Consider the following 22,023-nt stretch of genomic DNA (forward strand, 5'->3'; position numbering starts at 1 on the left):
ACGCGCCGGACACGCCGCGAGTATGCGCCGAAAAACGCCAAAATCAGTCGCGTTGTTTCATCAGCCGGCTTTTTTCGCGATTCCAGTCGCGCTGCTTCTCGGTCTCGCGCTTGTCATGGACCTGCTTGCCCTTCGCCAAAGCGATTTCGAGCTTGGCGCGCCCCTTGTCGTTGAAAAACAGTTTGAGCGGCACGATGGTCATGCCCTCGCGGGCCACGCCCTGCGACAGTTTGGCGATTTCCCGCTGCTTCAACAGCAGTTTGCGATGGCGCTTGGGCTCGTGATTGAAACGGTTGCCCGAATGATATTCGGGAATATTGGCGTTGATCAGCCAGATCTCGCCGTGGGCGTCGACGCTCGCATAGGATTCGGCGATGGTGCTGCGTCCGGTGCGCAGGCTCTTCACCTCCGTGCCGGTCAGCACCAGGCCCGCCTCAAAAATTTCGCCGATTTCATAGTGGTAGCGCGCCTTGCGGTTGTCGGCGACCACCTTGAAATTGCTATGGGGTTTCTCTGCCACTCTGTCGATCTATAAAATAGCCCTCACCCTGAGGAGCCAGCGAAGCTGGCGTCTCGAAGGGCGGGGCGGTCCACGGAATTCTCAAACAAGGCCGGCGAAATGCATCGCCGCCTTGATCGACTCGCGCGTCTTGTTCGTTGAGGAAACCAGAGGCAGACGCACCTCTTCGCGGGCCTTGCCCAGGAAGGCCAGACCGGTCTTGGCCCCGGTGACGCCGGCTTCGAGGAAAGTGGCGCCGTGCAACGGAACCAACTTGTCCTGGATTTCCAGCGCCTTGGCGAAATCGCCCGCGGCGGCGGCGTTCATCAATTGCGCGCACAGGCCGGGCGCAACGTTGGAGACCACGGAGATGCAGCCGTGGGCGCCGGCGGCGAAACAGGCCAAAGCCGTCATGTCGTCGCCGGAAAATTGCACAAAGTCCGGCCCCATCGCGGCGCGCTGAAGGGAGACGCGCGAAATATTGCCGGTGGCGTCCTTGACGCCGACAATGTTCTTCAACGCGTCGCGGCAGCGCTTCATCGTGTCGACGGACATGTCGATCACCGAGCGCGGCGGGATGTTGTAGATCACGATCGGCAGGCCCACCGCATCGTCGATGGCCTTGAAATGCTGAAACAAACCCTCCTGGTTGGGCTTGTTGTAATAGGGGGTGACGACCAGGATCGCGTCGGCGCCGGCCTTTTCGGCGTGGCGCGCGAGATCGACGGCCTCCGCGGTATTGTTGGAGCCGGCGCCGGCGATCACCGGCACCCGGCCGGCCGCCTGGGCGACGGCGGTCTCCACCACGCGCCGGTGCTCTTCATGGGACAGGGTGGGCGATTCGCCGGTGGTGCCGACCGGGACGAGGCCGTGAATCCCGCTGTCGATCTGCCAGTCGATCAGGGCGCGGAAGGCGGCTTCGTCGAAGGCGCCGTCCTTGAACGGCGTCACCAGCGCCGTCATCCATCCCCGCAGAACACTCGCCTTGGCCATGATCACGTCCCTGTGAATGGCGCCTCAACCGCGCCGCTTTTCGCCGTTAAAGGGCTGTCATAGACCGTGAGCGTCCCGGCGAAAAGGGGGCGCGCCCTCTTAAGACTTCGTTAACCTCACGCGCGCAGGCTGCGCACAGGGAGCGGCGCCAAAGATGCGAAACGCGCAAGTCTGGAAATTGACGGCTCTGTCGACGGCGGCTTTTTTGGTCGGCGCGGCGGTTCCGTCGCTGCTGACCTCCGTGCTGCGCAAGCCGGCGCAGCACGCGCACGCGCCGCAGCTTCCGACGACGCCGACGCCCGCCGCCGCGCCCGAACAGAACGCGCCGACCGTGGCGCAGGCGCCGGACGCGCCCGTCGCGCCCAGCGAAATTCCCGCCGCCGCCGGCGAGCCGAGCCATGATCTCGCCGGCGTCGCCCAGGCTTTGCGCGCCTATCACGACGGCGACCGCGTCGGCGGCGACGCCGCGCTCGCCACCCGCGATCCGCTGGTCCGCACCGCCGTCGAATGGGTTTTTCTGCGCACAAAACCTGCGGAAGCCGGGCTGACCCGCCTCCGCGACTTTCTCACCGCCCATTCCGACTGGCCCTCCGCCGCTTTGCGCCGCCACGCCGAAGAACTGGCCGGCGCGGAAGACATCAATCCGGAAAAGGCCAAGACCTATCTCGCCGCCTTTCCCGCGACCAGCCCGGCGGGCGACCTCGCCATGGCGCTGCTGCAGGACGAGGGCGGCGCGGAGCTGGCGCGAAAGATCTGGCGCACGGCCGACCTGACGCCGGCCATGGAAAAGCGTCTGCTGAAACGGTTTGGCGGGGCGCTGACCCACGAAGACCACCTCTACCGCGCCGGCCGCCTGTGGCTGCGCGAGCAGAAGGCGGCGGCGAGCCGCGCGGCGGTTCTCTCCGGCAAATCGGGCGAGGCGGTTTTGCGCACGGCCGCCGACATCGCCGGAGGCGCGGCCTCGTCGAAGGCCGCGGCGAAAATCGCGGAAAGCGACCGCAACGACCCCATCCTGCGCTTCGCCCGCGTCCACGCCTTGCGCAAGGCGGAGAAGATCGAAGAGGCGGCAAAACTGCTGCGCACGGTTCCGCGCGAGGCCGAGGCGCGCAGCGGCGACGAATGGTGGGTCGAGCGCCGGCTGTTGTCCAGAAAACTCCTGGACGCCAAGGATTTCAAGGGCGCCTACGAGATCGCCGCCGCCCATGCCGCCTGCGGCGAGGAGGCGCGGCTCGAGGCCGAATTCCACGCCGGCTGGATCGCCTTGCGCTTCCTCGACGATCCCGCTCTGGCCGCCCCGCATTTCGACGCCATGGCGAAAATCGCCCGCACCCCCGCCAGCATCGCCCGGACCGCCTATTGGCGCGGCCGCGTCGAAGAGGCGCGCGGCGGCGACGCCAAGCCGCTGTTCGCCCGCGCCGCCGGCGAGAGCGAGACTTATTACGGCCAGCTCGCCCGCGCGCGCTTCGGCGAGGAGCCGCTGGCGCTGGCGACCCCGCCCGAACCGCCGATCGGCGAGGCCCGCGCCGAGCCGGTGCGCGCCGCCGAACTTTTGTTCGCCCTCGGCGAAAAGGATGCGGCGCGGCAATTGGCGCTCGAGGCCAGCGCCAGCCTGCCCGCCGAGCAAATGGCGGCTCTGGCCAAGATTCTGGATGCGCAGGTCGACCCGAATCTGGCGCTGCTCGCCGGCAAATCGGCGTTGAGCCGGGGCGTCAAACTGCCGATGCTCGCCTGGCCGACCAATGGCGCGCCCGACTTCCGGCCGCTGGCGGAAAAATCCGCGCCGCGCGCCACCGTGCTCGCCATTGCGCGGCAGGAGAGCGCCTTCAAGGCCACCGCGCGCTCGGGCGTCGGCGCCATGGGGCTGATGCAGATGATGGAGCCGACCGCGCGCGGCGCCGCCAAGCGCGCCGGCGTCGCCTATGACGAGGCCAAGCTGCGCAGCGACGCCACGTTCAACGCCCAGCTCGGCGCCTTCCACCTTGGCGAGCTCTTGGCGGAATACAAGGGCTCTCATGTCCTCGCCTTCGCCGCCTATAACGCCGGCGGCGGCAATGTCGCGCAATGGATTCAGGCCTATGGCGACCCGCGCGACGGCAAGGTCGATCCGGTGGACTGGGTCGAGCGCATCCCGTTCACGGAGACGCGCAATTACGTGCAGCGCGTGGTCGAAAACCTGCACATGTACCGCGCCCTGCTCGGCGAGCGCGCCAATCTCTACAGCGCGGACCTGCGCCAGAAAGTGGCGTCGAACCAATAGGCGCGGCGCCGCCCAAGTCCTTGCTGTTCGGCTTCAATCTTGATGCCGTCATTGCGAGCGAAGCGAAGCAATCCACTCGCGAAGCGACGCGCGCCTGTCGCTTTTGTGATGCGTGCAACGGCTTCTGTGACGCATGCAACGGCTTCTTGGATTGCTTCGCTTCGCTGGCAATGACGGTTTGAGGATGGCGATCAACCCTAGGCCGGTTCGGACTCACGGCTGCCAATCTTCAAATCAGCGACGATCTTCTCGAACACCGCATCGAACATCTGTGACGTCAGCACGCCCGTATTGGTATTGTAGCGGGAGCAATGATAGCTGTCGTAAAGCGTGAGCCCGCTGGCGAGCCTGTGGACCGCGCCATGGCCGAACGGGGCGTCCTTGGCGCGCAACCCCAAAGCTTTCACCGCGCTGTCATGCGATATGCGCCCCAGGCAGAGCAGGGCGCGCAAGCCCGGCATGGCGGCCATTTCTTGCGCCAGAAAACAACGACAGGTTGTGATCTCCTGAGGCGTCGGCTTGTTCTGAGGCGGAACGCATCGCACCGCATTTGTAATTCTGCAATGGAACAGTTGCACGCCATCCCGCGGAGTCGCGGCATAAACGCCTGAGGCGAAGCCGAAATTCAGCAGCGCAGCATAGAGCAGATCGCCGGCGTAGTCGCCGGTGAACGGGCGTCCGGTGAAATTGGCGCCGCGCAATCCAGGGGCGAGGCCGACGATAAGCAGGGGCGCGGTCAGCGGCCCGAAGCTCGGCACGGGCCCGTTGAAACCGTCCGGCAGCAGGCGGCGGTTTTCAACGCGAAAGCCCGCGAGTCGCGGGCACAGAGCGCAATTGAAATTCGGCGAGGCGGGCGCTGTCAGCGACATGAGGCCCGCCTTCGCATGATGGCGTTGGGAAACAACCGATCAGTCTTCGGTCGTTTCTTCCTGATGCGCATGGGTCGGAATCGGCGCGGCCGGACGACGCTCCTGGAAGCGCTGCATGCGGTCGGTGCGTTCGGCGGGATCGCGGCCGATCTTGTTGGCGAGATGGACGAGATCGACGAATTCGTCGGCCTGGCGGCGCAGTTCGTCGGCCACCATCGGCGGCTGCGTGGTGATGGTGGAGAGCACGGAGACGCGCACGCCCTTGCGCTGCACGGCCTCGACCAGCGAGCGGAAGTCGCCGTCGCCGGAGAACAGCACCATATGGTCGATGTGATCGGCCATTTCCATGGCGTCGACGGCGAGCTCGATGTCCATGTTGCCCTTGACCTTGCGGCGGCCGAGCGCGTCCACGAATTCCTTGGCCGGCTTGGTCACGACGGCGTAGCCGTTATAGTCCAGCCAGTCGATCAGCGGGCGAATGGACGAGTATTCCTGATCCTCGACCAAAGCCGTGTAGTAGAAGGCGCGCAGCAGGCGGCCTTTGCCCTGGAATTCTTTCAGCAGGCGTTTGTAGTCGATGTCGAACCCTAATGATTTCGCCGTCGCGTACAGGTTCGCGCCGTCAATAAATAGGGCGATGCGTTCTGGGTCTGCCATTATAGGTTTCCGTTTCCGATCTATTCGAATGTGCCGTTTCCGGCGGGAGAGTGTCACCTGCTAGGCGGTGACTACTTCAAATCGCGAGAAAAGCAAACTGGCAAAAGCGTCCTCAAGGCCTATGATGCGTGGGACTTCGGGCGTCGTACGACATAATCGATTTTAGCAATACGGCGACAAATTCCCGCTGTGGTTGTGATATGGCGCAGCCTTTGATCTGCGTCAAATACATGGGGTGCGATAAAGAACAAAAAAGACCGAATTGTGGTTCCTGGCAAAAGAATTTGTTACAAATCCGACATGATTGTCGTAGGTCAAACAGCGGCCGTAAGGGTTGCGGCGGGGCGTCGCATGCGGATTCGATAAAACTTGCTTTCCCGCCCATCCCACACTAACAGGGACGATGAGTCCCCATTCACCTTTGCCTTAGGAGCGCCAGCATGGCTCGCGTCACTGTCGAGGACTGCATCGACAAGGTCGACAACCGATTTGATCTCGTTTTGCTCGCCAGCCATCGCGCCCGGATGATCTCGTCCGGCGCTCAGATCAGCGTGCCCCGGGATAATGACAAAAATCCGGTCGTCGCGCTTCGCGAAATTGCGGATTCCACCATCGCTCCCGAAGATTTGAAGGAAGACTTCATCCACTCCTTGCAAAAGCACGTCGAAGTCGACGAGCCCGAGGCGGAGGTTGTGCCCGCGCTCGTCACCCCGTCGAGCGATCTCGCCGGCGACGTGCAGTTCGATCGCATGACCGAAGAGGATCTGCTGCGCGGTCTCGAAGGTCTGGTGCCGCCGGCCGAAACCGACGACGATTCCGAATAGGTTCTCGGGCGCAAGCGCACCTTTTCTCGCGCGCAAGCACGGACAGTTTTGGCGGAGATCGCATGCGATCTCCGCTTTTTTGTTGCGTCAACCGCGCCGCGGTCGCTACCATTTGGGAATTCCCGGAGAATTTCCTCGAAATGATGCGTCAGTACGAACTCGTCGACCGCGTGCGCAAATACAACCCCGGCGCCAACGAGGATCTGCTGAATCGCGCCTATGTCTACGCCATGCGCGCCCATGGCGCGCAGACCCGCGCCTCCGGCGACCCCTATTTCACCCATCCCCTTGAAGTCGCGGCCATCCTCACGGAGATGAAGCTCGACGACGCCACCATCGTCGCCGCCGTGCTGCACGACACGATCGAGGACACCGCCGCGACGCGCGGCGAGATCGACGATATTTTCGGCCCCGAAATCGGCGCGCTGGTCGATGGGCTGACCAAGCTGAAGAAACTCGATCTCGTTTCGAAAAAGGCGGAGCAGGCGGAAAACTTCCGCAAACTGCTGCTGGCGATCGCCGAGGACGTCCGGGTGCTGCTGGTCAAGCTCGCCGACCGGCTGCACAACATGCGCACCCTGCATTTCGTCAAGCCGGAGAAGCGGGCGCGCATCGCCCAGGAGACGCTCGACATTTATGCGCCGCTCGCCGGACGCATGGGCATGCAGGTGATGCGCGACGAGCTGGAGAATCTCTCGTTCAAACATCTGAATCCCGAAGCCTTCGCCCTGGTCTCGACCCGGCTCGCCGATCTGCGCAGCGAGCACAGCGAACTGATCGGCGCCATCGAGGCCGAGCTGTCGGAGGAGCTGCGCAAGCGCGGCATCAAGGCGGAGGTGCGCGGGCGGCAGAAACAGCCTTATTCCGTCTGGGCCAAGATGGAGCGCAAATCCGTCGCCTTCGAGCAATTGTCCGATATTTTCGGCTTTCGCGTCGTGGTCGACGAGGTCGAGGATTGTTACCGGGTGATCGGCGTCGTCCACACCAAATGGCCGATGGTCCCCGGGCGCTTCAAGGACTATATTTCGACGCCGAAACAGAATGATTACCGCTCGATCCACACCACGGTGGTCGGCCCGGGCCGCCAGCGCGTCGAATTGCAGGTGCGCACCCACGAAATGCACAATATCGCCCGCAACGGCATTGCGGCGCATGCGCTCTACAAGGACGGGGTGGCCCCGGCGCTGTCGCATGAGAGCAGCGCCTATCAATGGCTCAAGCGCACCATCGACATGCTCGCGGAAGGCGACAGCCCCGAGGAATTCCTGGAGCACACAAGGCTCGAGCTGTTCCATGACCAGGTGTTCTGCTTCACCCCCAACGGGCGCCTGATCGCTTTGCCGCGCGGGGCGACGCCGATCGATTTCGCTTATGCGGTCCACACCAGCGTCGGCAATTCGGCGGTCGGGGTGAAGATCAACGGCCGGCTCGCGCCGCTGCTCGCGCCCTTGTCCAATGGCGACGAGGTCGAGATCATCCGCGCCGAAAGCCAGACCCCGCCGGCCGCGTGGGAAAGCATCGCCGTCACCGGCAAGGCCCGCGCCGCCATTCGCCGCGCCTCGCGCGAGGCGGTGCGCGCGCAATATGCGGGGCTTGGCCGCCAGATCGTCTTGCGCGCCTTCGAGCGCGCCGGAAAACCGTTCGCCGACGACAAGCTCAAGCTGGCGCTGCCGCGACTCGCCCGGCAAAACATCGAGGACGTGCTGGCGGCGGTCGGACGCGGCGAGATGTTTTCCGGCGATGTGGTCAAGGCCGTCCATCCGGATTTCAAGGAGGAGCGCAAGACGGCGGGCGCCCATCGGCCCGATCCCGGCTGGTTCAAGATGCAGAAGGCCTCGGGCATGCAGTTCAAGTCGCCGGGCTCGGGCGTCTCGGCGCTGCCGATCCGCGGCCTGCGCGGCGACTTGCCCGTCAGTTTCGCGCCCGATGGCGGCGCGGTGCCGGGCGACCGCATCGTCGGCATTTTGACCCCCGGCGAGGGCGTCACCATCTATCCGATTCAGTCCTCGGCGCTCGAGCAATTCGACGACCAGCCGGAGCGCTGGCTGGACGTGCGCTGGGATATGGAGGGCGCGCCGGAGCTGTTCCCGGCGCGGATCGTGGTCGCCGCCATCAACGAGCCGGGCAGCCTGGGCGCGGTGGCCAATCTGATCGGCGAGACCGGCGCGAACATCGACGAGGTCGCCTTCAACAAGATTTCCCCGGATTTCCGCGAGATGACGTTTGAAGTCGAGGTGTTCGACCTGAAACACCTGACCAACATCATCACCCGCATCCGCGCTCTTCCGATGGTGCACAGGGTCGAGCGGGTGATCGGGTAAAGATCAGGACTCCGAGGCGCGGCGCGCGTCGGCCGCCATTTTCAAGGCCGAGAGAGCGCTCAAGCCGCCGGCCTCGCGTCGGTCGCCCTCGTGAGCCGGGGCGGGCTCCGGCTTGCCGGTCTTCAGCGCAAAGATCTCGGCCGGGTTCACCTCCAGCGCACGACAGAATTCCGCCAGCATGTGCGCCGGAAGCCGCTCCTGGCCGTCCTCGAAACGCAGAACGCGGGCCGAGGTCGCGCCAATGCGCGCGGCGAGCTCGGCGAGACTCAGCCGCGCTTGAAACCGCTTTTCTCTCAATCGCGCGCCGACAACAATATCGATCTCGCTCATGGCTGGGTTCAACTCAATGGGCGGCCACAATAACGCACGTTTAAACCTGAACGGGTTCTGAACTTGAGGCCGTTTCCGTTTAACGTCAACTTACGGTCGTTACGTAGCGTAGGATTATGGGCGCGAATCTCGGCGCCAACTTGCGGGCGCCTCTTGTGGCGTCGCCGCGAAAAGGCGCGTTGTCGATCCGGCCGGGCCGGCCTATGACGGGGCGCATAGAGGAAAGGACGGGACGATGACGGCGCGGAAAATTCGGCTCGGGGTGAATGTCGATCACGTCGCCACCTTGCGCAATGCGAGGGGCGGCTTTGTTCCCGATCCGGTGCGCGCGGCCCAATTGGCGCTGGCGGCCGGCGCCGATGGCATCACCGCGCATCTGCGCGAGGATCGCCGCCATATCGTCGACGAGGACATGCGCCGCCTGCGCGACCTGCCGGCGCCGCTCAATTTCGAAATGGCCGCGACCGAGCAGATGCTCGACATCGCCTTGCGCGTCAAACCGCACGCCTGCTGCCTGGTGCCGGAAAAGCGCACGGAGCGCACCACCGAAGGCGGCCTCGACGTCATCGGCGGCAAGAAACACCTGATTCCCTTCGTCGACGAGCTGAATCGCGAAGGCGTGCGGGTCTCGCTGTTCGTCGAGCCCTCGATCGCGGCGCTCGAAGCCGCCGTCGAAATCCGCGCGCCCGTGGTCGAACTCCACACCGGCGCCTGGTGTCACGCGCTGATGCTGGGCGAAACCGACAAGGCGCAAGCCGAGTTCGAGCGGCTGCGCACCGCGGCGGCGGCCTGCGAAAGGCTGGGGCTGGAATGCCACGCCGGGCATGGGCTCGATTTCGACAGCGCCCGCACCATCGCCGCCTTGCCGCAAATCGCCGAACTCAACATCGGCCATTATCTCGTGGGCGAAGCGGTGTTCATCGGCCTCGAAGCCTCGATCCGGCAGATGATCGCCGCCATCGCGGAAGGGCGGGGCGCATGATCCTCGGCCTCGGCGTCGATCTCTGCGACATCAGGCGGATCGAGCGCGCGCTGGAAAAATACGGCGACCGCTTCGTCCGCCGCTGTTTTACGGACATCGAGCGCGAAAAAGCCGAGGGGCGGGCGCGGCGCGCGGAAACCTACGCCAAGCGATTCGCCGCGAAGGAAGCCTGCGCCAAGGCTTTGGGCACAGGTCTGGCGCGCGGCGTCTGGTTTCGCGACATCGGCGTCGTCAATGACGCGGCCGGAAAACCCGGCGTGGTGCTGACCGGCGCGGCGGCGACGCTGCTCGCCGACATGTGCGCGCGCCTCGCGCCCGGCGCGACGCCCCACATCCATCTGACTCTGACCGACGAATACCCCTATGCGCAGGCGCAGGTCCTGATCGAGGCGCGCTGAGCCGCGTCGCGCGGCGCCATGGGACCTTGCCTTTCCCCACGAAAACCCGCAATACCTGCGACGAAAGCATCAATACGGGCGGAGCCATGACTGACGCGAAGAAAAAAGAGGGACTCGGCGAAACCATCGTCGTGATCCTGGAGGCGCTGGCCATCGCGCTGGTGGTGCGCACCTTCCTGTTCCAGCCCTTCAACATTCCCTCGGGCTCGATGATCCCGACGCTGGAAATCGGCGATTATCTGTTCGTGTCGAAATACGCCTATGGCTATTCGCGCTATTCCGTTCCCTTCGGGCCGCCGCTGTTCAACGGCCGCGTGCTCGCCTCCCCGCCCAAGCGCGGCGATGTCGTGGTGTTCAAGCTGCCGCGCGACAACGAGACCGATTATATCAAGCGCGTGATCGGCCTGCCCGGCGAAAAGATCGAGATCAAGAAGGGCCGCCTCTACATCAACGACGAGATCGTGCCGCGCGAGCCGATCGAAAAGGTGCAGACCGAGGACCTTTATGGCCATTACGGGCCGGTGCCGACCTATAAGGAGACGCTGCCCGGCGGCGTCTCGCACACGATCATCGAAATCCAGGGCGACGACGGTTTTAATGACAATGCCGGGCCGTTCGTGGTGCCGCCGAACCATTATTTCATGATGGGCGATAACCGCGACAATTCCACGGATTCGCGCGTTCCGCCGGATCAGGGCGGCGTCGGCTATGTGCCGTTCGAAAACCTCGAGGGCCGCGCGGAAGTCACTTTCTTCTCCGTGGGCGATGGCGCGGCGGCCTATGAATTCTGGCGCTGGCCCTGGACCCTGCGGCTGAATCGGATGTTCCACGCGGTCAGATGAGCAAAGGCAAGGATCTGTCGGAGCTTGAGGCGCGCATCGGCCATGTCTTCGCCGATGCGTCCCATCTCACCCGCGCGCTCACCCATATCAGCGCTTTGGCGCCGTCACCCTCGGTGCGCCGCACGGATTCCTATCAGCGGCTGGAATTCCTGGGCGACCGCGTGCTCGGCCTCGCCGTCGCCGGGATGCTGTGCGAAAATTTTCCGGATGCGGAGGAGGGGGAGCTTTCGCGCCGCCTCGCGGTTCTGGTGCGGAAAGAAACTTGCGCCGACATCGCTCGCGAATGGGGCGCCGGCGATTTTTTGCGGCTGGGAGACGGCGAGGCGCAGAGCGGCGGCAAGAAGAAATCGGCGCTGCTCGGCGACATCTGCGAATCCATCATCGGCGCGGTCTATCTCGACGGCGGTTTCGCCGCGGCGCAGGCTTTGGTGGAGCGGGCGTTTTCCGAAAAGATGCGCAATCCCACGCGCCCGCTGCGCGACCCCAAAACCATGTTGCAGGAGTGGGCGCAGGCGCGCGGCCTGACGCCGCCGCTCTACAAAATGGCGGGGCGCTCGGGGCCGGACCACGCGCCGCAATTCATCATTGAAGTGGTCATCCCCGGTTTCGACTCGGTCGAGGCGCGGGGCGGCTCGAAGCGCGCCGCCGAACAGGCGGCGGCCCAATCCTTTCTCGCCCGCGAAGGGGTGACAGACCCGACATGACGGAAACTCGTTGCGGCTTCGCCGCGCTGATCGGCGCTCCCAACGCCGGAAAATCGACCCTGCTCAACCAGTTGGTCGGCGCCAAAGTGTCGATTGTCTCGCGAAAAGTGCAGACGACGCGGGCGCTGGTGCGCGGCATCGCCCTGCAGGAGCAGACGCAAATCATCTTTGTCGACACGCCCGGCATTTTCGCGCCGAAGCGCCGGCTCGACCGCGCCATGGTGACCTCCGCCTGGGGCGGGGCAGGGGATGCGGATGTCGTCTGCCTGCTGGTCGACGTCCGCAAAGGTTTTGATGAGGAAAACGAGGCGATTTTTTCCAAGCTGTCGGAGATCAAGGCGCCGAAAATCCTCGTGCTCAACAAGATCGACACGATTGCGCACGAAAAGCTGCTGGGCCTCGCCGCTGATCTGAACGCCAAGGCCCAGTTCGTCGAGACTTTCATGATTTCGGCGCTGCGGGGCCATGGCACCGAGACGTTCCTGAAGAAGCTCGCCGGTTTCATGCCCGAGGGCCCATGGCTCTACCCCGAGGATCAGGTCTCGGATGCGCCGCTGCGCTCGCTGGCGGCGGAAATCACCCGCGAAAAACTGTTCGAGCGGCTGCACGACGAACTGCCGTATCAGTCCACGGTCGAGACCGAATTGTGGAAGGATCAGCCGGACGGCTCCGCGCGGGTCGAGCAGACGATTTATGTGACCCGCGAGGGCCAGAAGAAGATCGTCATCGGCGAGGGCGGCAAGACCATCAAAAGCATCGGCTCCGCCGCGCGGAAAGAGATCATGGAAGCGGCGGAACAGAAGGTCCATCTGTTCCTGTTCGTGAAGGTGCGCGAAAATTGGGGCGACGATCCCGAGCGTTACCGCGAAATGGGGCTCGAGTTCCCGAAGAAATAGCCGGCATACACGCACGTCATGCCCGGGCTTGTCCCGGGCATCCACGCCGACCCGCGAGAGATCATTCTGCGGCAGTTCGCGTTGCGGCGCCGCATGGATGGCCGGGACTGATCCCCGGATCAAGTCCGGGGACGGCCATGGCGGCTTCAATATTTCGGCCTCACAAGAGGGGCGGGGCGGCGGCGGCAGTATGGAATGGTCCGAGCGCGCCCTTGTCCTGGGCGTGAAAAAGCATGGCGAGACCAGCGTCATCCTTGAGGTGATGACGCGCGAGCACGGCCGTCATGTCGGCGTCGTGCGCTCCGGGCGCTCCAAGAGCATGCAGCCCGTGCTTCAGCCCGGCAACGAGGTCGCCGTCACCTGGCGCGCCCGGCTGGAGGAGCATATCGGCGCTTTTACGGTGGAGCCGTTCACGCTGCGCACCCATCTGCTGATGGCGGATGTGCGCGCCCTGCATGGGGTGAACTGGCTCGCCGCCCTGCTGCGGCTGCTGCCCGAGCGCGAGCCCCACCAAAACCTGTTCGAAATGGCGGCGGCCCTGCTCGCGCATCTCGGCGATCCCCTGGCGCCAAATCTGTTCGTGCGCTTCGAACTCGCCGTGCTCTCGGAATTGGGATTCGGCCTCGATCTGCAAAAATGCGCGGCGACGGGCGCGACCGACGACCTGATCTATGTCTCGCCGAAAAGCGGCCGGGCCGTGAGTCGCGAAGCCGGCGCGCCCTGGGCGGAAAAGCTGTTGCCGCTGCCCGCTTTTCTGCGCGGCGATCTCAAAACTCCGGCGTCGCCGGACGATCTGCGCGCCGCCCTGCGGCTCACCGGCTATTTCCTCGACCGCGACATTTTCGCCCCGCGCGGTCTGAAACAGCCGGATTCGCGCGCGACCTATATCGCCACGCTATGACCCACGAATCAAAAGCGGCCCCGGAGGGCCGCTCTTGAGCGTCGTCGCGCGCCTCAATGGCAAACGCGGCGCTTTTCCTTACGGGTGATCGCGTAGCCTTCGTCCATTTCCACCTCGCGGTCCTCGCAGATCGCGGACACGCTGGAAGAATCGATCTGGACGGTTTGCTGCGCATTGGGTTCAGCGGTCGCCGTGCGTTGCACGAGGAACGCCGTACCGACTCCGACGCCAAACGCCAGCAGGACAACTGCCGGCGCAAGCGCTTGCGAAATTTTCATCTGGGCCTCTGCCGAAAAGCTCTGGCTTTATCGCCTTGAAGCGACGCTTAAATCGCTTCGCACATGCGAAGCATCCAAGTTCTAGTCCCCACGCGCCGGCGAGGCTAGTGCGAAATCGCCACAAGCCGGAAAAATCGAGCAAAGGAACGAAGCGCGAACTTGAACTGAGTCGGCGCCTGCTCTACAGGTCAAGAACGCAAAAAGCGTCCGCAAGCGCGGCGCGAACCCAAACCTTACTGTAAATCTGGAGCCTATGGCCCGCGCTCATCTTCCGCCTCCGGCTGAGATCAACCAGCCCGTCAATCTGCGCGACGCGCTCGAGGAGCGTTACCTCGCCTATGCGCTGTCGACCATCATGGGCCGCGCCCTGCCGGACGCTCGTGACGGCCTAAAACCCGTGCATCGCCGCATCCTCTATGGCATGCACATCCTGCGGCTCGACCCGGGCGCGCCCTTCAAAAAATGCGCGAAAATTGTCGGCGACGTCATGGGTTCGTTCCATCCCCATGGCGACCAGGCGATTTATGACGCTTTGGTGCGTCTCGCCCAGGATTTTTCCTCGCGCTATCCGCTGGTCGACGGGCAGGGCAATTTTGGCAATATCGACGGCGACGGCGCCGCCGCCTATCGCTACACCGAAGCGCGCATGACCGAAGTCGCCCGCGCGCTGCTCGAAGGCATTGACGAAGACGCCATTGATTTTCGCGACAATTATTCCGGCGACACCAAGGAGCCGGTGGTGCTGCCCGCCGCCTTCCCGAACCTGCTCGCCAATGGCGCGCAGGGCATCGCCGTGGGCATGGCGACCTCGATTCCGCCGCACAATGTCGCCGAACTTCTGGACGCCTCGCTCTATCTGATTTCTAACCCCAACGCCTCCGCGCGGGACCTGTGCACCTTCGTCCAGGGCCCCGATTTCCCGACCGGCGGCATTGTCGTGGATTCCCGCGACTCGATCATCGAGACCTATGCGACGGGCCGCGGCTCGTTCCGCATCCGCTCGCGCTGGACCAAGGAGGAGGGCGCGCGCGGCGCCTGGAACGCCGTCGTCACCGAAATCCCCTATGGCGTGCAAAAGTCGCGGCTGATCGAAAAGCTCGCCGAACTCGTCAATGAGAAAAAGCTGCCGCTGCTCGCCGATGTGCGCGACGAATCGACCGATGACGTGCGCATCGTGCTGGAGCCGCGCACGCGCAGCGTCGATCCCAACGTGATGATGGAGAGCCTGTTCCGGATGAGCGAGCTGGAAGCCCGCTTCGCCATGAACATGAACGTGCTCGCCGACGGCGTGATTCCAAAAGTCTTGTCGCTGCCGGAGGCGCTGCGGCAATGGCTCGATCATCGCCGCGACGTGCTGCTGCGCCGCTCGCGCTACCGTCTCGCCGAGATCGAGCGCCGCCTCGAAGTCTTGGCGGGCATGATCATCGCCTTCCTCAATCTCGACGAGGTGATCCGCATCATCCGCGAGGAGGACGAGCCCAAGGACGTGTTGAAGGCCACCTTCGACCTCACCGACAACCAGGCCAATTACATCCTCGACACAAGGCTGCGCGCCCTGCGCCGCCTGGAAGAGATGAAGCTGCGCGACGAGCACGCCGAACTCACCCGCGAAAAGGGCGAGCTGGAATTGCTGGTCGGCGAGGAGCCGCGCCAGTGGAAGGCGATCACCGCGCAGATTCGCGAGATCAAGAAGAAATGGGGGCCGCTGACGGCGATCGGCAAGCGCCGCACCACCTTTGAAGCGCCGCCGGCGGTGGCGGAAAATTTCGATCTCACCGACGTGCTGGTCGAGCGCGAGCCCATTACGGTTGTTGTGACGCAAAAGGGCTGGATTCGCGCGCTCAAAGGGCAGGTGTCCGACCTCGCCAACCTGCAATACAAGGGCGACGACGCCCTGCACGTCTCGTTCTTCGCCGAGACCACTTCGAAAATCATGGTGCTGGCGACCGACGGCAAGATTTTCACCCTCGATGCGTCAAAACTGCCGGGCGGACGCGGCGCCGGCGAGCCGATCCGCCTGCTGGCGGAAATCGACGACGGCGAGGATGTCGCGGCGGTGTTCGTGCATCGGCCCAATGGCAAAATGCTGGTGGCGTCGAGCGACGGGCGCGGCTTTGTCGCCGCCGAAAACGACATGATCGCCAACACCCGCAAGGGCAAGATGCTGCTCAACGTCGAGGCGCCGGGCAAGGCGCGCTTCATCGTTCCGGTCGAGGGCGACACGGTGGCGGCGATCGGCGAGAATCGCAAATTGCTCTGCTTCCCCGTGTCTGAAATCCCGGAAATGACCCGCGGTAAAGGCGTGCGGCTGCAACGCTACAAGGACGGCGGTCTCTCCGACATCAAGACGTTCACCTTGGACGCCGGGCTGTCCTGGGTGGATACGTCGGGCCGCACCTACAATGTGGCCAGGGACGCGCTCACGGAATGGTTGGGGACGCGCGCCGACGCCGGCCGTCTGCCGCCCAAAAACTTCCCCAGGAACAACAAGTTTGGCTAACAACCCAGGGGACTGGATCGAATTGCGCGCGGATCGTCAGCTCATGAGGCGACATGTTGCAGCGCAATTCGTTCCTGTCCCCGGCCCCGTGGTAGCTTCTCCAGCCGTGCTTCGGTCATATCACTAGGGCAAGCCCTTGTGATAACGACGACCGCGCGCTGGTTGTTGTATCAATGCAGCGGATTAGGTGGACTCTAGGCGAGGTGTCCATCCGCGTGTGGTCAACCGTTTTTGAATGACCCGCTCCATTAGGTGAGAGAGCGCAAGGGCCACGGCACCGAATACCGCGAGTCGTACAGTCACGGAGGATTTCGCGAGCATGTGATTGACGATGAAGATCAGCGGAGCGTGCAGAACGTAAAGCGCGTAGGAGATCGATCCCACATAGGATAGCGCCGGAACAAGGGCGCGAAAGCAGGTGAGGCCAGTCTGAATGTGCTCAACATTCAGCGCCGAGAACAAGAGACTCAGCACCGTGAGTCCAACCTTGACGACAAAGAGCGACGGTGAGAAGGCCCACAGGGCCGAGATACCAATCAGCGACACCAAGAATCGCCAGGCGCGATGCTGCGGTTCCTTTTCGACCACCACAGGGTTCTGGATGAGAGAAAGGATCAGCGGGCAGCAGCATGCCCCGAAGGCTGTAAGCCGAAACGCATCATAGTATTCGCTTGTGAGCTGGACGCGCGCGTAGCACAGGCCGATCACAAAGAAGGCGAAGCCGAGCGGGACGGAGACCCGCGGCAGGTGATCACGCCACGCTGCGATCCAGTGCCCCATGATCCAAGGAAGCGATAGACCTAATACGAATACGAGATGAGCGGGGACGCCTCCGAAGTGTGGCGGGTAGAGGAATACGGCGCAGAGAAACGCTACAATAGCCCACACGACGATTACACGCGTACAGTAGAAAGAAACTGCGAATATCAAGTAGTAAAAAACCTCGTTCGCAAGCGACCAAAGCGGTGGATTATAACGCGGCGTCGGAACTATGTATCCAGCTAGCGTCTGCAAAAACAAGGCATTTCCTATAAAATCTCTGGCTGTTGTCCAAGTGTTCTCAAACCAAGCTTGATCGATAGTCGCAAGCACGAGCCCGAAGAAATAAATTGGGTAGATACGCAGTAACCGAGCCTGTAGGTAACTGATCGTTGCGGCAAATCTGCTTGGCGCGGTGGCTGACTTTCGCTCCGCCGAAAGCGTTATCACCGTCCCGGATAATACGAAGAAGATAATGACTGCTTCGGTCGCGAACTGTGTAGGCAGCTCTATAAGGCCAGTCTTCGGCACTAAGCCAAAAGTGAAGACGTGATTGTAGACGACAAGCAATGCTGCCAGCGCACGGATTACCTCAAGACCAATGTATTTTCTCATTAGTTTGCTCATTGCTGCAATTTATGAGTTTAATATCAACGCCTACTCACTCTGCGTTATTTCCCTTGGGTATTCTCTTGCCAAGATCATAAAGGTTAGGGCTGCCCCGGCTAGGCCGGAGGTTTTGGGTTGGATGGTGCCTGGGTCGGGGACAGGAACGCATTGCGCCCATTGGCGCGCGGTAAAAGACGGAAACCGATCGCGCAATGCGATCCAGTCCCCTTTCACTCGCCAATGATCTTGATCAGCGCGCGCTTTTTCCGGCCGCCGTCGAACTCGCCATAGAAAATCTGTTCCCACGGGCCGAAGTCGAGTTTTCCGCCGGTGATGGCGACCACGACCTCACGGCCCATCACCTGACGCTTCATATGGGCGTCGGCATTGTCCTCGCCGGTGCGGTTGTGGTGGTAGCCCGAGACCGGCTCATGCGGCGCCAGCTTCTCCAGCCAAACCTCATAGTCGTGGTGCAGGCCGCTCTCGTCGTCGTTGATGAACACGCTTGCGGTAATGTGCATGGCGTTGACCAGGCACAGCCCCTCCCGCACGCCGGATTCGCGCAGCGCCGCCTCGACCTGCGGGGTGATGTTGACAAAGCCGCGGCGGCCCCGGACTTCGAACCACAGTTCCTTGCGAAACGATTTCATGCGATTTCTCCTGATCCGCAGTGCGGGCGGATCATCCGGGCAGGGTCGAGGCGCGCGGAAAGTCGATTGAGAATCGCCATGCGCTCGGACTCCGCCCAGTCTGGCGCGGCGTCGAATCGCGCCGCCGGATCGCGTTGGCGGGGCGCGCCCGATTCTGCGCCGGGCGCCGAATCCATGCCTTGCGCCCTGGCGTCAGACGCCGAATTGCGCATGTCATTCCTCCCAATAAAGTAAAGTTAGGTCCGGCGCAGGTCGAGTTCAAGGCGAAAAGTCGCGGCCAAGCCAGGGGAGAGCCCGAGTTCTTCAGCAAAAAACGCAAATTTCATTTGACCTTTGCGGAGGTCCCGCCTATACGACGGCCACTCAGACAGGCTGTAGCCCAGCATGTCTCCGGCGCCGCGCTGGAGACCCAGGCGGACTAAACGCTGTCGACCAGCTTTTCGACTGAAGAGTCAATCGGCCCCGCAAAGCTTCGTGTTTTGTAAGTGGTCGTCCATCGACACGACTGGGGTGATCCGCCTTGGTCCTCTGTCTTCGGAAGCGCCGGAGGCCGGGTTATGGCCGAAGGCGCTTATGCGTTTCGCTATTGGCTGAAGCCCCTTCGAGGAGCCGAAAGCCGGTCGCGGGGTGGGGCGGAGCGCAAGTTTCGCCTTGTTCAACACTTCAACTATTTCGTCCGGAAAGGCGAAGGATGCCCACTATTTCCCAGTTGATCCGCAAGCCGCGGCAACCGAAAACCTATCGCGAAAAGGCCCGCCACCTGCAGGCTTCGCCGCAGAAGCGTGGCGTGTGCACCCGCGTCTACACCACCACGCCGAAGAAGCCGAACTCGGCGCTCCGCAAGGTGGCCAAGGTCCGTTTGACCAACGGCTTTGAAGTCATCGGCTACATTCCGGGCGAAGGCCACAACCTTCAGGAACACTCCGTCGTCATGATCCGCGGCGGCCGCGTCAAGGATTTGCCGGGCGTGCGCTACCACATCCTGCGCGGCGTGCTCGACACCCAGGGCGTCAAGGATCGTAAGCAGCGTCGTTCGAAGTACGGCGCGAAGCGTCCGAAGTAATTAGGAGCGAACATGTCTCGTCGTCACAGCGCGGAAAAGCGCGAAGTCATTCCGGACGCCAAGTTCGGCGACGTCATCGTCGCCAAGTTCATGAACTCGATCATGTACGACGGCAAGAAGTCGGCCGCCGAACAGATCGTCTACGGCGCGTTCGACATCATCGAATCCAAGGCCAAGGCCGATCCGCTCGGCGTCTTCAAGCAGGCGCTCGAGAATGTCGCGCCGGCCATTGAAGTGCGCTCCCGTCGCGTCGGCGGCGCCACCTATCAGGTGCCCGTCGAAGTCCGCACCGAGCGCCGCCAGGCTCTCGCCATCCGCTGGCTGATCACGGCCGCCCGCGGCCGCAACGACAAGACCATGATCGAGCGCCTCTCGGCCGAACTGCTCGACGCCTCCAACAACCGCGGCGCCGCCGTGAAGAAGCGCGAAGACACGCACCGCATGGCGGAAGCCAACCGCGCCTTCTCGCACTACCGCTGGTAAGGGATCACGACATGCCGCGCAGTCATCCGATCGAAGACTACCGTAACTTCGGCATCATGGCCCACATTGATGCGGGCAAGACCACGACGACCGAACGTATCCTGTATTACTCCGGAAAGTCGCACAAGATCGGCGAGGTCCATGAGGGCGCCGCCACCATGGACTGGATGGAGCAGGAGCAGGAACGCGGGATCACGATCACCTCGGCTGCCACCACCACCTTCTGGAATGGCAAGCGCCTGAACATCATCGACACCCCCGGGCACGTCGACTTCACCATCGAAGTCGAGCGTTCGCTGCGTGTGCTCGACGGCGCGGTGTGCGTGCTCGACGGCAACCAGGGCGTGGAACCCCAAACCGAGACGGTTTGGCGCCAGGCCGACAAGTACAATGTCCCCCGCATCTGCTTCGTCAACAAGATGGACAAGATCGGCGCGGATTTCTACAAATGCGTTGACGACATCAAGACCCGCGTCGGCGGCCGTCCGGTCTGCGTGCAGCTGCCGATCGGCTCGGAGTCGAACTTCAAGGGCATCATCGATCTCGTCCGCATGAAGGCGGTGGTCTGGGACAATGAAGGTCTCGGCGCCAAATATCATGACGAAGAGATCCCGGAAGACCTCAAGGACAAGGCGGAAGAATATCGCCAGCTCCTGATCGAAGCCGCCGTCGAAATGGACGACGACGTGATGAGCGCCTATCTCGACGGCCAGGAGCCGGACGAGGAGACGCTGCACCGTCTGATCCGCATCGCCGTGCGGAAGATCGCCTTCCATCCCGTGTTCTGCGGCTCGGCCTTCAAGAACAAGGGCGTGCAGCCCCTGCTCGACGCGGTCGTGTACTATCTGCCGTCCCCGGTCGACCGCGAGGCGATCAAGGGCGTCAACATGGACACCGGCGAGGAAATGGTCCGCAATCCCTCGGATAGCGAACCTTTCTCCATGCTCGCGTTCAAGATCATGGACGACAAGTTCGTCGGCACCATCACCTTCTGCCGCGTCTATTCCGGCAAGGTCGAATCCGGCACCACCGTCCTGAACTCGACCAAGGACAAGAAAGAGCGCGTCGGCCGCATGCTGCTCATGCACGCCAACGACCGCGAAGACATCAAGGAAGCCTATGCCGGCGACATCGTCGCTCTGGCCGGCCTCAAGGACACCCGCACCGGCGACACGCTCTGCGATCCGCTGAAGCCAGTCATTCTGGAGCGCATGGAATTCCCCGATCCGGTCATCGAGATCGCGATCGAGCCGAAGTCCAAGGCGGACCAGGAAAAGCTCGGCATCGCTCTCCAAAAACTCGCCGCTGAGGATCCGTCCTTCCGCGTGTCGACCGACACGGAATCCGGCCAGACCATTCTGAAGGGCATGGGCGAACTCCATCTCGACATCAAGGTGGACATTCTCAAGCGCACCTACATGGTCGACGCCAACATCGGCGCGCCCCAGGTGGCGTATCGTGAAAAGCTCACCAAGCGCGTCGAGATCGACTACACCCACAAGAAGCAGACCGGCGGCACGGGCCAGTTCGCCCGCGTCAAGATCATCTTCGAGCCGAATGAGCCGGGCGCCGGCAATTCGTTCGAGAGCCAGATCGTCGGCGGCGCGGTGCCGAAGGAATATATCCCCGGCGTCGACAAGGGCATCCAGTCGGTGATGGGCGCCGGCATCCTCGCGGGCTTCCCCGTCGTGGACGTCAAGGCCACCCTGATCGACGGCGCCTTCCATGACGTCGACTCCTCGGTCCTCGCCTTCGAAATCGCCTCGCGCGCCGCCATGCGCGACGCGCTGCAGAAGGGCGGCTCCGTGCTGCTCGAGCCGATCATGAAGGTCGAAGTGGTGACCCCGGAAGACTACACCGGCTCCGTCATCGGCGACCTGAACTCCCGTCGCGGGCAGATCCAGGGCCAGGACATGCGCGGCAACGCCAATGTCATCAACGCCATGGTGCCGCTCGCCAACATGTTCGGCTACGTCAATCAGCTGCGGTCCTTCACCCAGGGGCGCGCCAACTTCACCATGCAGTTCGACCACTACGAGCAGGTGCCGGCCAACGAGGCCGCCAAGGTTCAAGCGAAATACGCCTGAGGCATCTGACAACCATCAAGGAGATTGGCCATGGCCAAGGAAAAATTTACGCGTACGAAGCCGCACTGCAACATCGGCACCATCGGTCACGTCGACCACGGCAAGACCTCGCTGACCGCCG

At 63.1% G+C, this 22,023-nt stretch carries 22 protein-coding genes; 14 read left to right on the forward strand and 8 right to left on the reverse strand.

The features are described from left to right. Positions 1 to 43 precede the first annotated feature (43 nt). Positions 44 to 520, reverse strand: coding sequence for an SsrA-binding protein SmpB (smpB, locus tag M2320_RS03370; protein ID WP_264596086.1), 477 nt, complete (start codon positions 518 to 520; stop codon positions 44 to 46). Between the two features lie 81 nt (positions 521 to 601). Continuing rightward, entirely contained in the window at positions 602 to 1,492 is an 891-nt protein-coding gene (gene dapA, locus M2320_RS03375) for a 4-hydroxy-tetrahydrodipicolinate synthase (RefSeq protein ID WP_264596087.1), read from the reverse strand. Positions 1,493 to 1,646: 154 nt separating this feature from the next. Between dapA and M2320_RS03380 the strand changes: the two genes are divergently transcribed. Then, positions 1,647 to 3,749, forward strand: a complete 2,103-nt coding sequence (locus tag M2320_RS03380) for a lytic transglycosylase domain-containing protein (protein ID WP_264596088.1) — start codon at positions 1,647 to 1,649, stop codon at positions 3,747 to 3,749. 197 nt (positions 3,750 to 3,946) lie between these two features. Here the strand turns inward: M2320_RS03380 and M2320_RS03385 are convergent, their stop codons facing one another. Together M2320_RS03385 and M2320_RS03390 are read right to left on the reverse strand one after the other, a co-directional pair. After that, entirely contained in the window at positions 3,947 to 4,618 is a 672-nt protein-coding gene (locus M2320_RS03385; RefSeq protein WP_264596089.1) for a uracil-DNA glycosylase, read from the reverse strand. A gap of 39 nt (positions 4,619 to 4,657) precedes the next feature. Continuing rightward, complete coding sequence (locus M2320_RS03390; RefSeq protein ID WP_184430137.1) at positions 4,658 to 5,275, reverse strand: NYN domain-containing protein; 618 nt, start codon at positions 5,273 to 5,275, stop codon at positions 4,658 to 4,660. Positions 5,276 to 5,715: 440 nt separating this feature from the next. Between M2320_RS03390 and rpoZ the strand changes: the two genes are divergently transcribed. Further along, complete coding sequence (gene rpoZ / locus M2320_RS03395) at positions 5,716 to 6,099, forward strand: DNA-directed RNA polymerase subunit omega (protein WP_155445560.1); 384 nt, start codon at positions 5,716 to 5,718, stop codon at positions 6,097 to 6,099. Positions 6,100 to 6,239: 140 nt separating this feature from the next. Next, positions 6,240 to 8,420: a RelA/SpoT family protein gene (locus M2320_RS03400; protein ID WP_264596101.1), complete on the forward strand. Its 2,181-nt coding sequence runs from the start codon at positions 6,240 to 6,242 to the stop codon at positions 8,418 to 8,420. Between the two features lie 3 nt (positions 8,421 to 8,423). Here the strand turns inward: M2320_RS03400 and M2320_RS03405 are convergent, their stop codons facing one another. Beyond that, positions 8,424 to 8,750, reverse strand: coding sequence for a helix-turn-helix domain-containing protein (locus tag M2320_RS03405; RefSeq protein WP_264596090.1), 327 nt, complete (start codon positions 8,748 to 8,750; stop codon positions 8,424 to 8,426). A gap of 235 nt (positions 8,751 to 8,985) precedes the next feature. On the opposite strand from M2320_RS03405, the gene M2320_RS03410 reads away from it, so the two are divergent. From M2320_RS03410 to recO, 6 genes are all read left to right on the forward strand, one after another. After that, positions 8,986 to 9,732: a pyridoxine 5'-phosphate synthase gene (locus M2320_RS03410; protein WP_264596091.1), complete on the forward strand. Its 747-nt coding sequence runs from the start codon at positions 8,986 to 8,988 to the stop codon at positions 9,730 to 9,732. Then, on the forward strand, positions 9,729 to 10,130 hold the full coding sequence (gene acpS / locus M2320_RS03415; protein WP_264596092.1) for a holo-ACP synthase: 402 nt from the start codon (positions 9,729 to 9,731) through the stop codon (positions 10,128 to 10,130). The genes M2320_RS03410 and acpS overlap by 4 nt, the downstream gene beginning before the upstream one ends. 86 nt (positions 10,131 to 10,216) lie before the next feature. Next, positions 10,217 to 10,972, forward strand: coding sequence for a signal peptidase I (gene lepB / locus M2320_RS03420; RefSeq protein ID WP_264596093.1), 756 nt, complete (start codon positions 10,217 to 10,219; stop codon positions 10,970 to 10,972). Continuing rightward, positions 10,969 to 11,676 (forward strand): ribonuclease III, encoded by a 708-nt coding sequence (gene rnc / locus M2320_RS03425; RefSeq protein ID WP_184430142.1) that lies wholly within the window; start codon positions 10,969 to 10,971, stop codon positions 11,674 to 11,676. The genes lepB and rnc overlap by 4 nt, the downstream gene beginning before the upstream one ends. After that, a complete protein-coding gene (gene era, locus M2320_RS03430) occupies positions 11,673 to 12,572 on the forward strand; it encodes a GTPase Era (RefSeq protein ID WP_264596094.1) in 900 nt (299 codons plus the stop codon). Before rnc ends, era begins: the two co-directional genes overlap by 4 nt. 190 nt (positions 12,573 to 12,762) lie before the next feature. Next, positions 12,763 to 13,473 carry a DNA repair protein RecO gene (gene recO / locus M2320_RS03435; RefSeq protein WP_264596102.1) on the forward strand — a complete coding sequence of 237 codons (711 nt, stop codon included), beginning with the start codon at positions 12,763 to 12,765 and terminating at the stop codon, positions 13,471 to 13,473. A gap of 53 nt (positions 13,474 to 13,526) precedes the next feature. On the opposite strand, the gene M2320_RS03440 is transcribed toward recO, so the two are convergent. Then, positions 13,527 to 13,751, reverse strand: a complete 225-nt coding sequence (locus M2320_RS03440; protein ID WP_184430145.1) for a hypothetical protein — start codon at positions 13,749 to 13,751, stop codon at positions 13,527 to 13,529. 253 nt (positions 13,752 to 14,004) lie between these two features. Here M2320_RS03440 and parC point away from each other — a divergent pair, with 253 nt between their 5' ends. Then, on the forward strand, positions 14,005 to 16,251 hold the full coding sequence (gene parC / locus M2320_RS03445; protein ID WP_264596095.1) for a DNA topoisomerase IV subunit A: 2,247 nt from the start codon (positions 14,005 to 14,007) through the stop codon (positions 16,249 to 16,251). Positions 16,252 to 16,434: 183 nt separating this feature from the next. Here parC and M2320_RS03450 read toward each other — a convergent pair whose 3' ends face one another. Together M2320_RS03450 and M2320_RS03455 are read right to left on the reverse strand one after the other, a co-directional pair. Further along, entirely contained in the window at positions 16,435 to 17,625 is a 1,191-nt protein-coding gene (locus tag M2320_RS03450) for an acyltransferase family protein (protein WP_264596096.1), read from the reverse strand. Between the two features lie 224 nt (positions 17,626 to 17,849). Further along, positions 17,850 to 18,269, reverse strand: a complete 420-nt coding sequence (locus M2320_RS03455; RefSeq protein ID WP_184430147.1) for a secondary thiamine-phosphate synthase enzyme YjbQ — start codon at positions 18,267 to 18,269, stop codon at positions 17,850 to 17,852. Between the two features lie 691 nt (positions 18,270 to 18,960). Here M2320_RS03455 and rpsL point away from each other — a divergent pair. From rpsL to M2320_RS03475, 4 genes are all read left to right on the forward strand, one after another. After that, complete coding sequence (gene rpsL / locus M2320_RS03460; RefSeq protein ID WP_088520448.1) at positions 18,961 to 19,332, forward strand: 30S ribosomal protein S12; 372 nt, start codon at positions 18,961 to 18,963, stop codon at positions 19,330 to 19,332. Positions 19,333 to 19,344: 12 nt separating this feature from the next. After that, on the forward strand, positions 19,345 to 19,815 hold the full coding sequence (rpsG, locus tag M2320_RS03465; RefSeq protein WP_184430149.1) for a 30S ribosomal protein S7: 471 nt from the start codon (positions 19,345 to 19,347) through the stop codon (positions 19,813 to 19,815). Between the two features lie 11 nt (positions 19,816 to 19,826). After that, positions 19,827 to 21,902, forward strand: a complete 2,076-nt coding sequence (fusA, locus tag M2320_RS03470) for an elongation factor G (RefSeq protein ID WP_184430150.1) — start codon at positions 19,827 to 19,829, stop codon at positions 21,900 to 21,902. A gap of 30 nt (positions 21,903 to 21,932) precedes the next feature. Next, positions 21,933 to 22,023: GTP-binding protein (locus M2320_RS03475; RefSeq protein ID WP_264596103.1), on the forward strand; the 91-nt coding region annotated here is incomplete at its 3' end.

The sequence above is a fragment of the Rhodoblastus acidophilus genome (assembly GCF_025961575.1).
Taxonomy (GTDB): domain Bacteria; phylum Pseudomonadota; class Alphaproteobacteria; order Rhizobiales; family Beijerinckiaceae; genus Rhodoblastus; species Rhodoblastus acidophilus_C.

Coding starts and splice junctions, on each gene's coding strand:
- dapA (WP_264596087.1), bottom strand. CDS start 1,492: ATGGCCAAGGCGAGTGTTCTGCGGGGATGGATGACGGCGCTGGTGACG.
- M2320_RS03380 (WP_264596088.1), top strand. CDS start 1,647: ATGCGAAACGCGCAAGTCTGGAAATTGACGGCTCTGTCGACGGCGGCT.
- M2320_RS03385 (WP_264596089.1), bottom strand. CDS start 4,618: ATGTCGCTGACAGCGCCCGCCTCGCCGAATTTCAATTGCGCTCTGTGC.
- M2320_RS03390 (WP_184430137.1), bottom strand. CDS start 5,275: ATGGCAGACCCAGAACGCATCGCCCTATTTATTGACGGCGCGAACCTG.
- rpoZ (WP_155445560.1), top strand. CDS start 5,716: ATGGCTCGCGTCACTGTCGAGGACTGCATCGACAAGGTCGACAACCGA.
- M2320_RS03400 (WP_264596101.1), top strand. CDS start 6,240: ATGATGCGTCAGTACGAACTCGTCGACCGCGTGCGCAAATACAACCCC.
- M2320_RS03405 (WP_264596090.1), bottom strand. CDS start 8,750: ATGAGCGAGATCGATATTGTTGTCGGCGCGCGATTGAGAGAAAAGCGG.
- M2320_RS03410 (WP_264596091.1), top strand. CDS start 8,986: ATGACGGCGCGGAAAATTCGGCTCGGGGTGAATGTCGATCACGTCGCC.
- acpS (WP_264596092.1), top strand. CDS start 9,729: ATGATCCTCGGCCTCGGCGTCGATCTCTGCGACATCAGGCGGATCGAG.
- lepB (WP_264596093.1), top strand. CDS start 10,217: ATGACTGACGCGAAGAAAAAAGAGGGACTCGGCGAAACCATCGTCGTG.
- rnc (WP_184430142.1), top strand. CDS start 10,969: ATGAGCAAAGGCAAGGATCTGTCGGAGCTTGAGGCGCGCATCGGCCAT.
- era (WP_264596094.1), top strand. CDS start 11,673: ATGACGGAAACTCGTTGCGGCTTCGCCGCGCTGATCGGCGCTCCCAAC.
- recO (WP_264596102.1), top strand. CDS start 12,763: ATGGAATGGTCCGAGCGCGCCCTTGTCCTGGGCGTGAAAAAGCATGGC.
- M2320_RS03440 (WP_184430145.1), bottom strand. CDS start 13,751: ATGAAAATTTCGCAAGCGCTTGCGCCGGCAGTTGTCCTGCTGGCGTTT.
- parC (WP_264596095.1), top strand. CDS start 14,005: ATGGCCCGCGCTCATCTTCCGCCTCCGGCTGAGATCAACCAGCCCGTC.
- M2320_RS03450 (WP_264596096.1), bottom strand. CDS start 17,625: ATGAGAAAATACATTGGTCTTGAGGTAATCCGTGCGCTGGCAGCATTG.
- M2320_RS03455 (WP_184430147.1), bottom strand. CDS start 18,269: ATGAAATCGTTTCGCAAGGAACTGTGGTTCGAAGTCCGGGGCCGCCGC.
- rpsL (WP_088520448.1), top strand. CDS start 18,961: ATGCCCACTATTTCCCAGTTGATCCGCAAGCCGCGGCAACCGAAAACC.
- rpsG (WP_184430149.1), top strand. CDS start 19,345: ATGTCTCGTCGTCACAGCGCGGAAAAGCGCGAAGTCATTCCGGACGCC.
- fusA (WP_184430150.1), top strand. CDS start 19,827: ATGCCGCGCAGTCATCCGATCGAAGACTACCGTAACTTCGGCATCATG.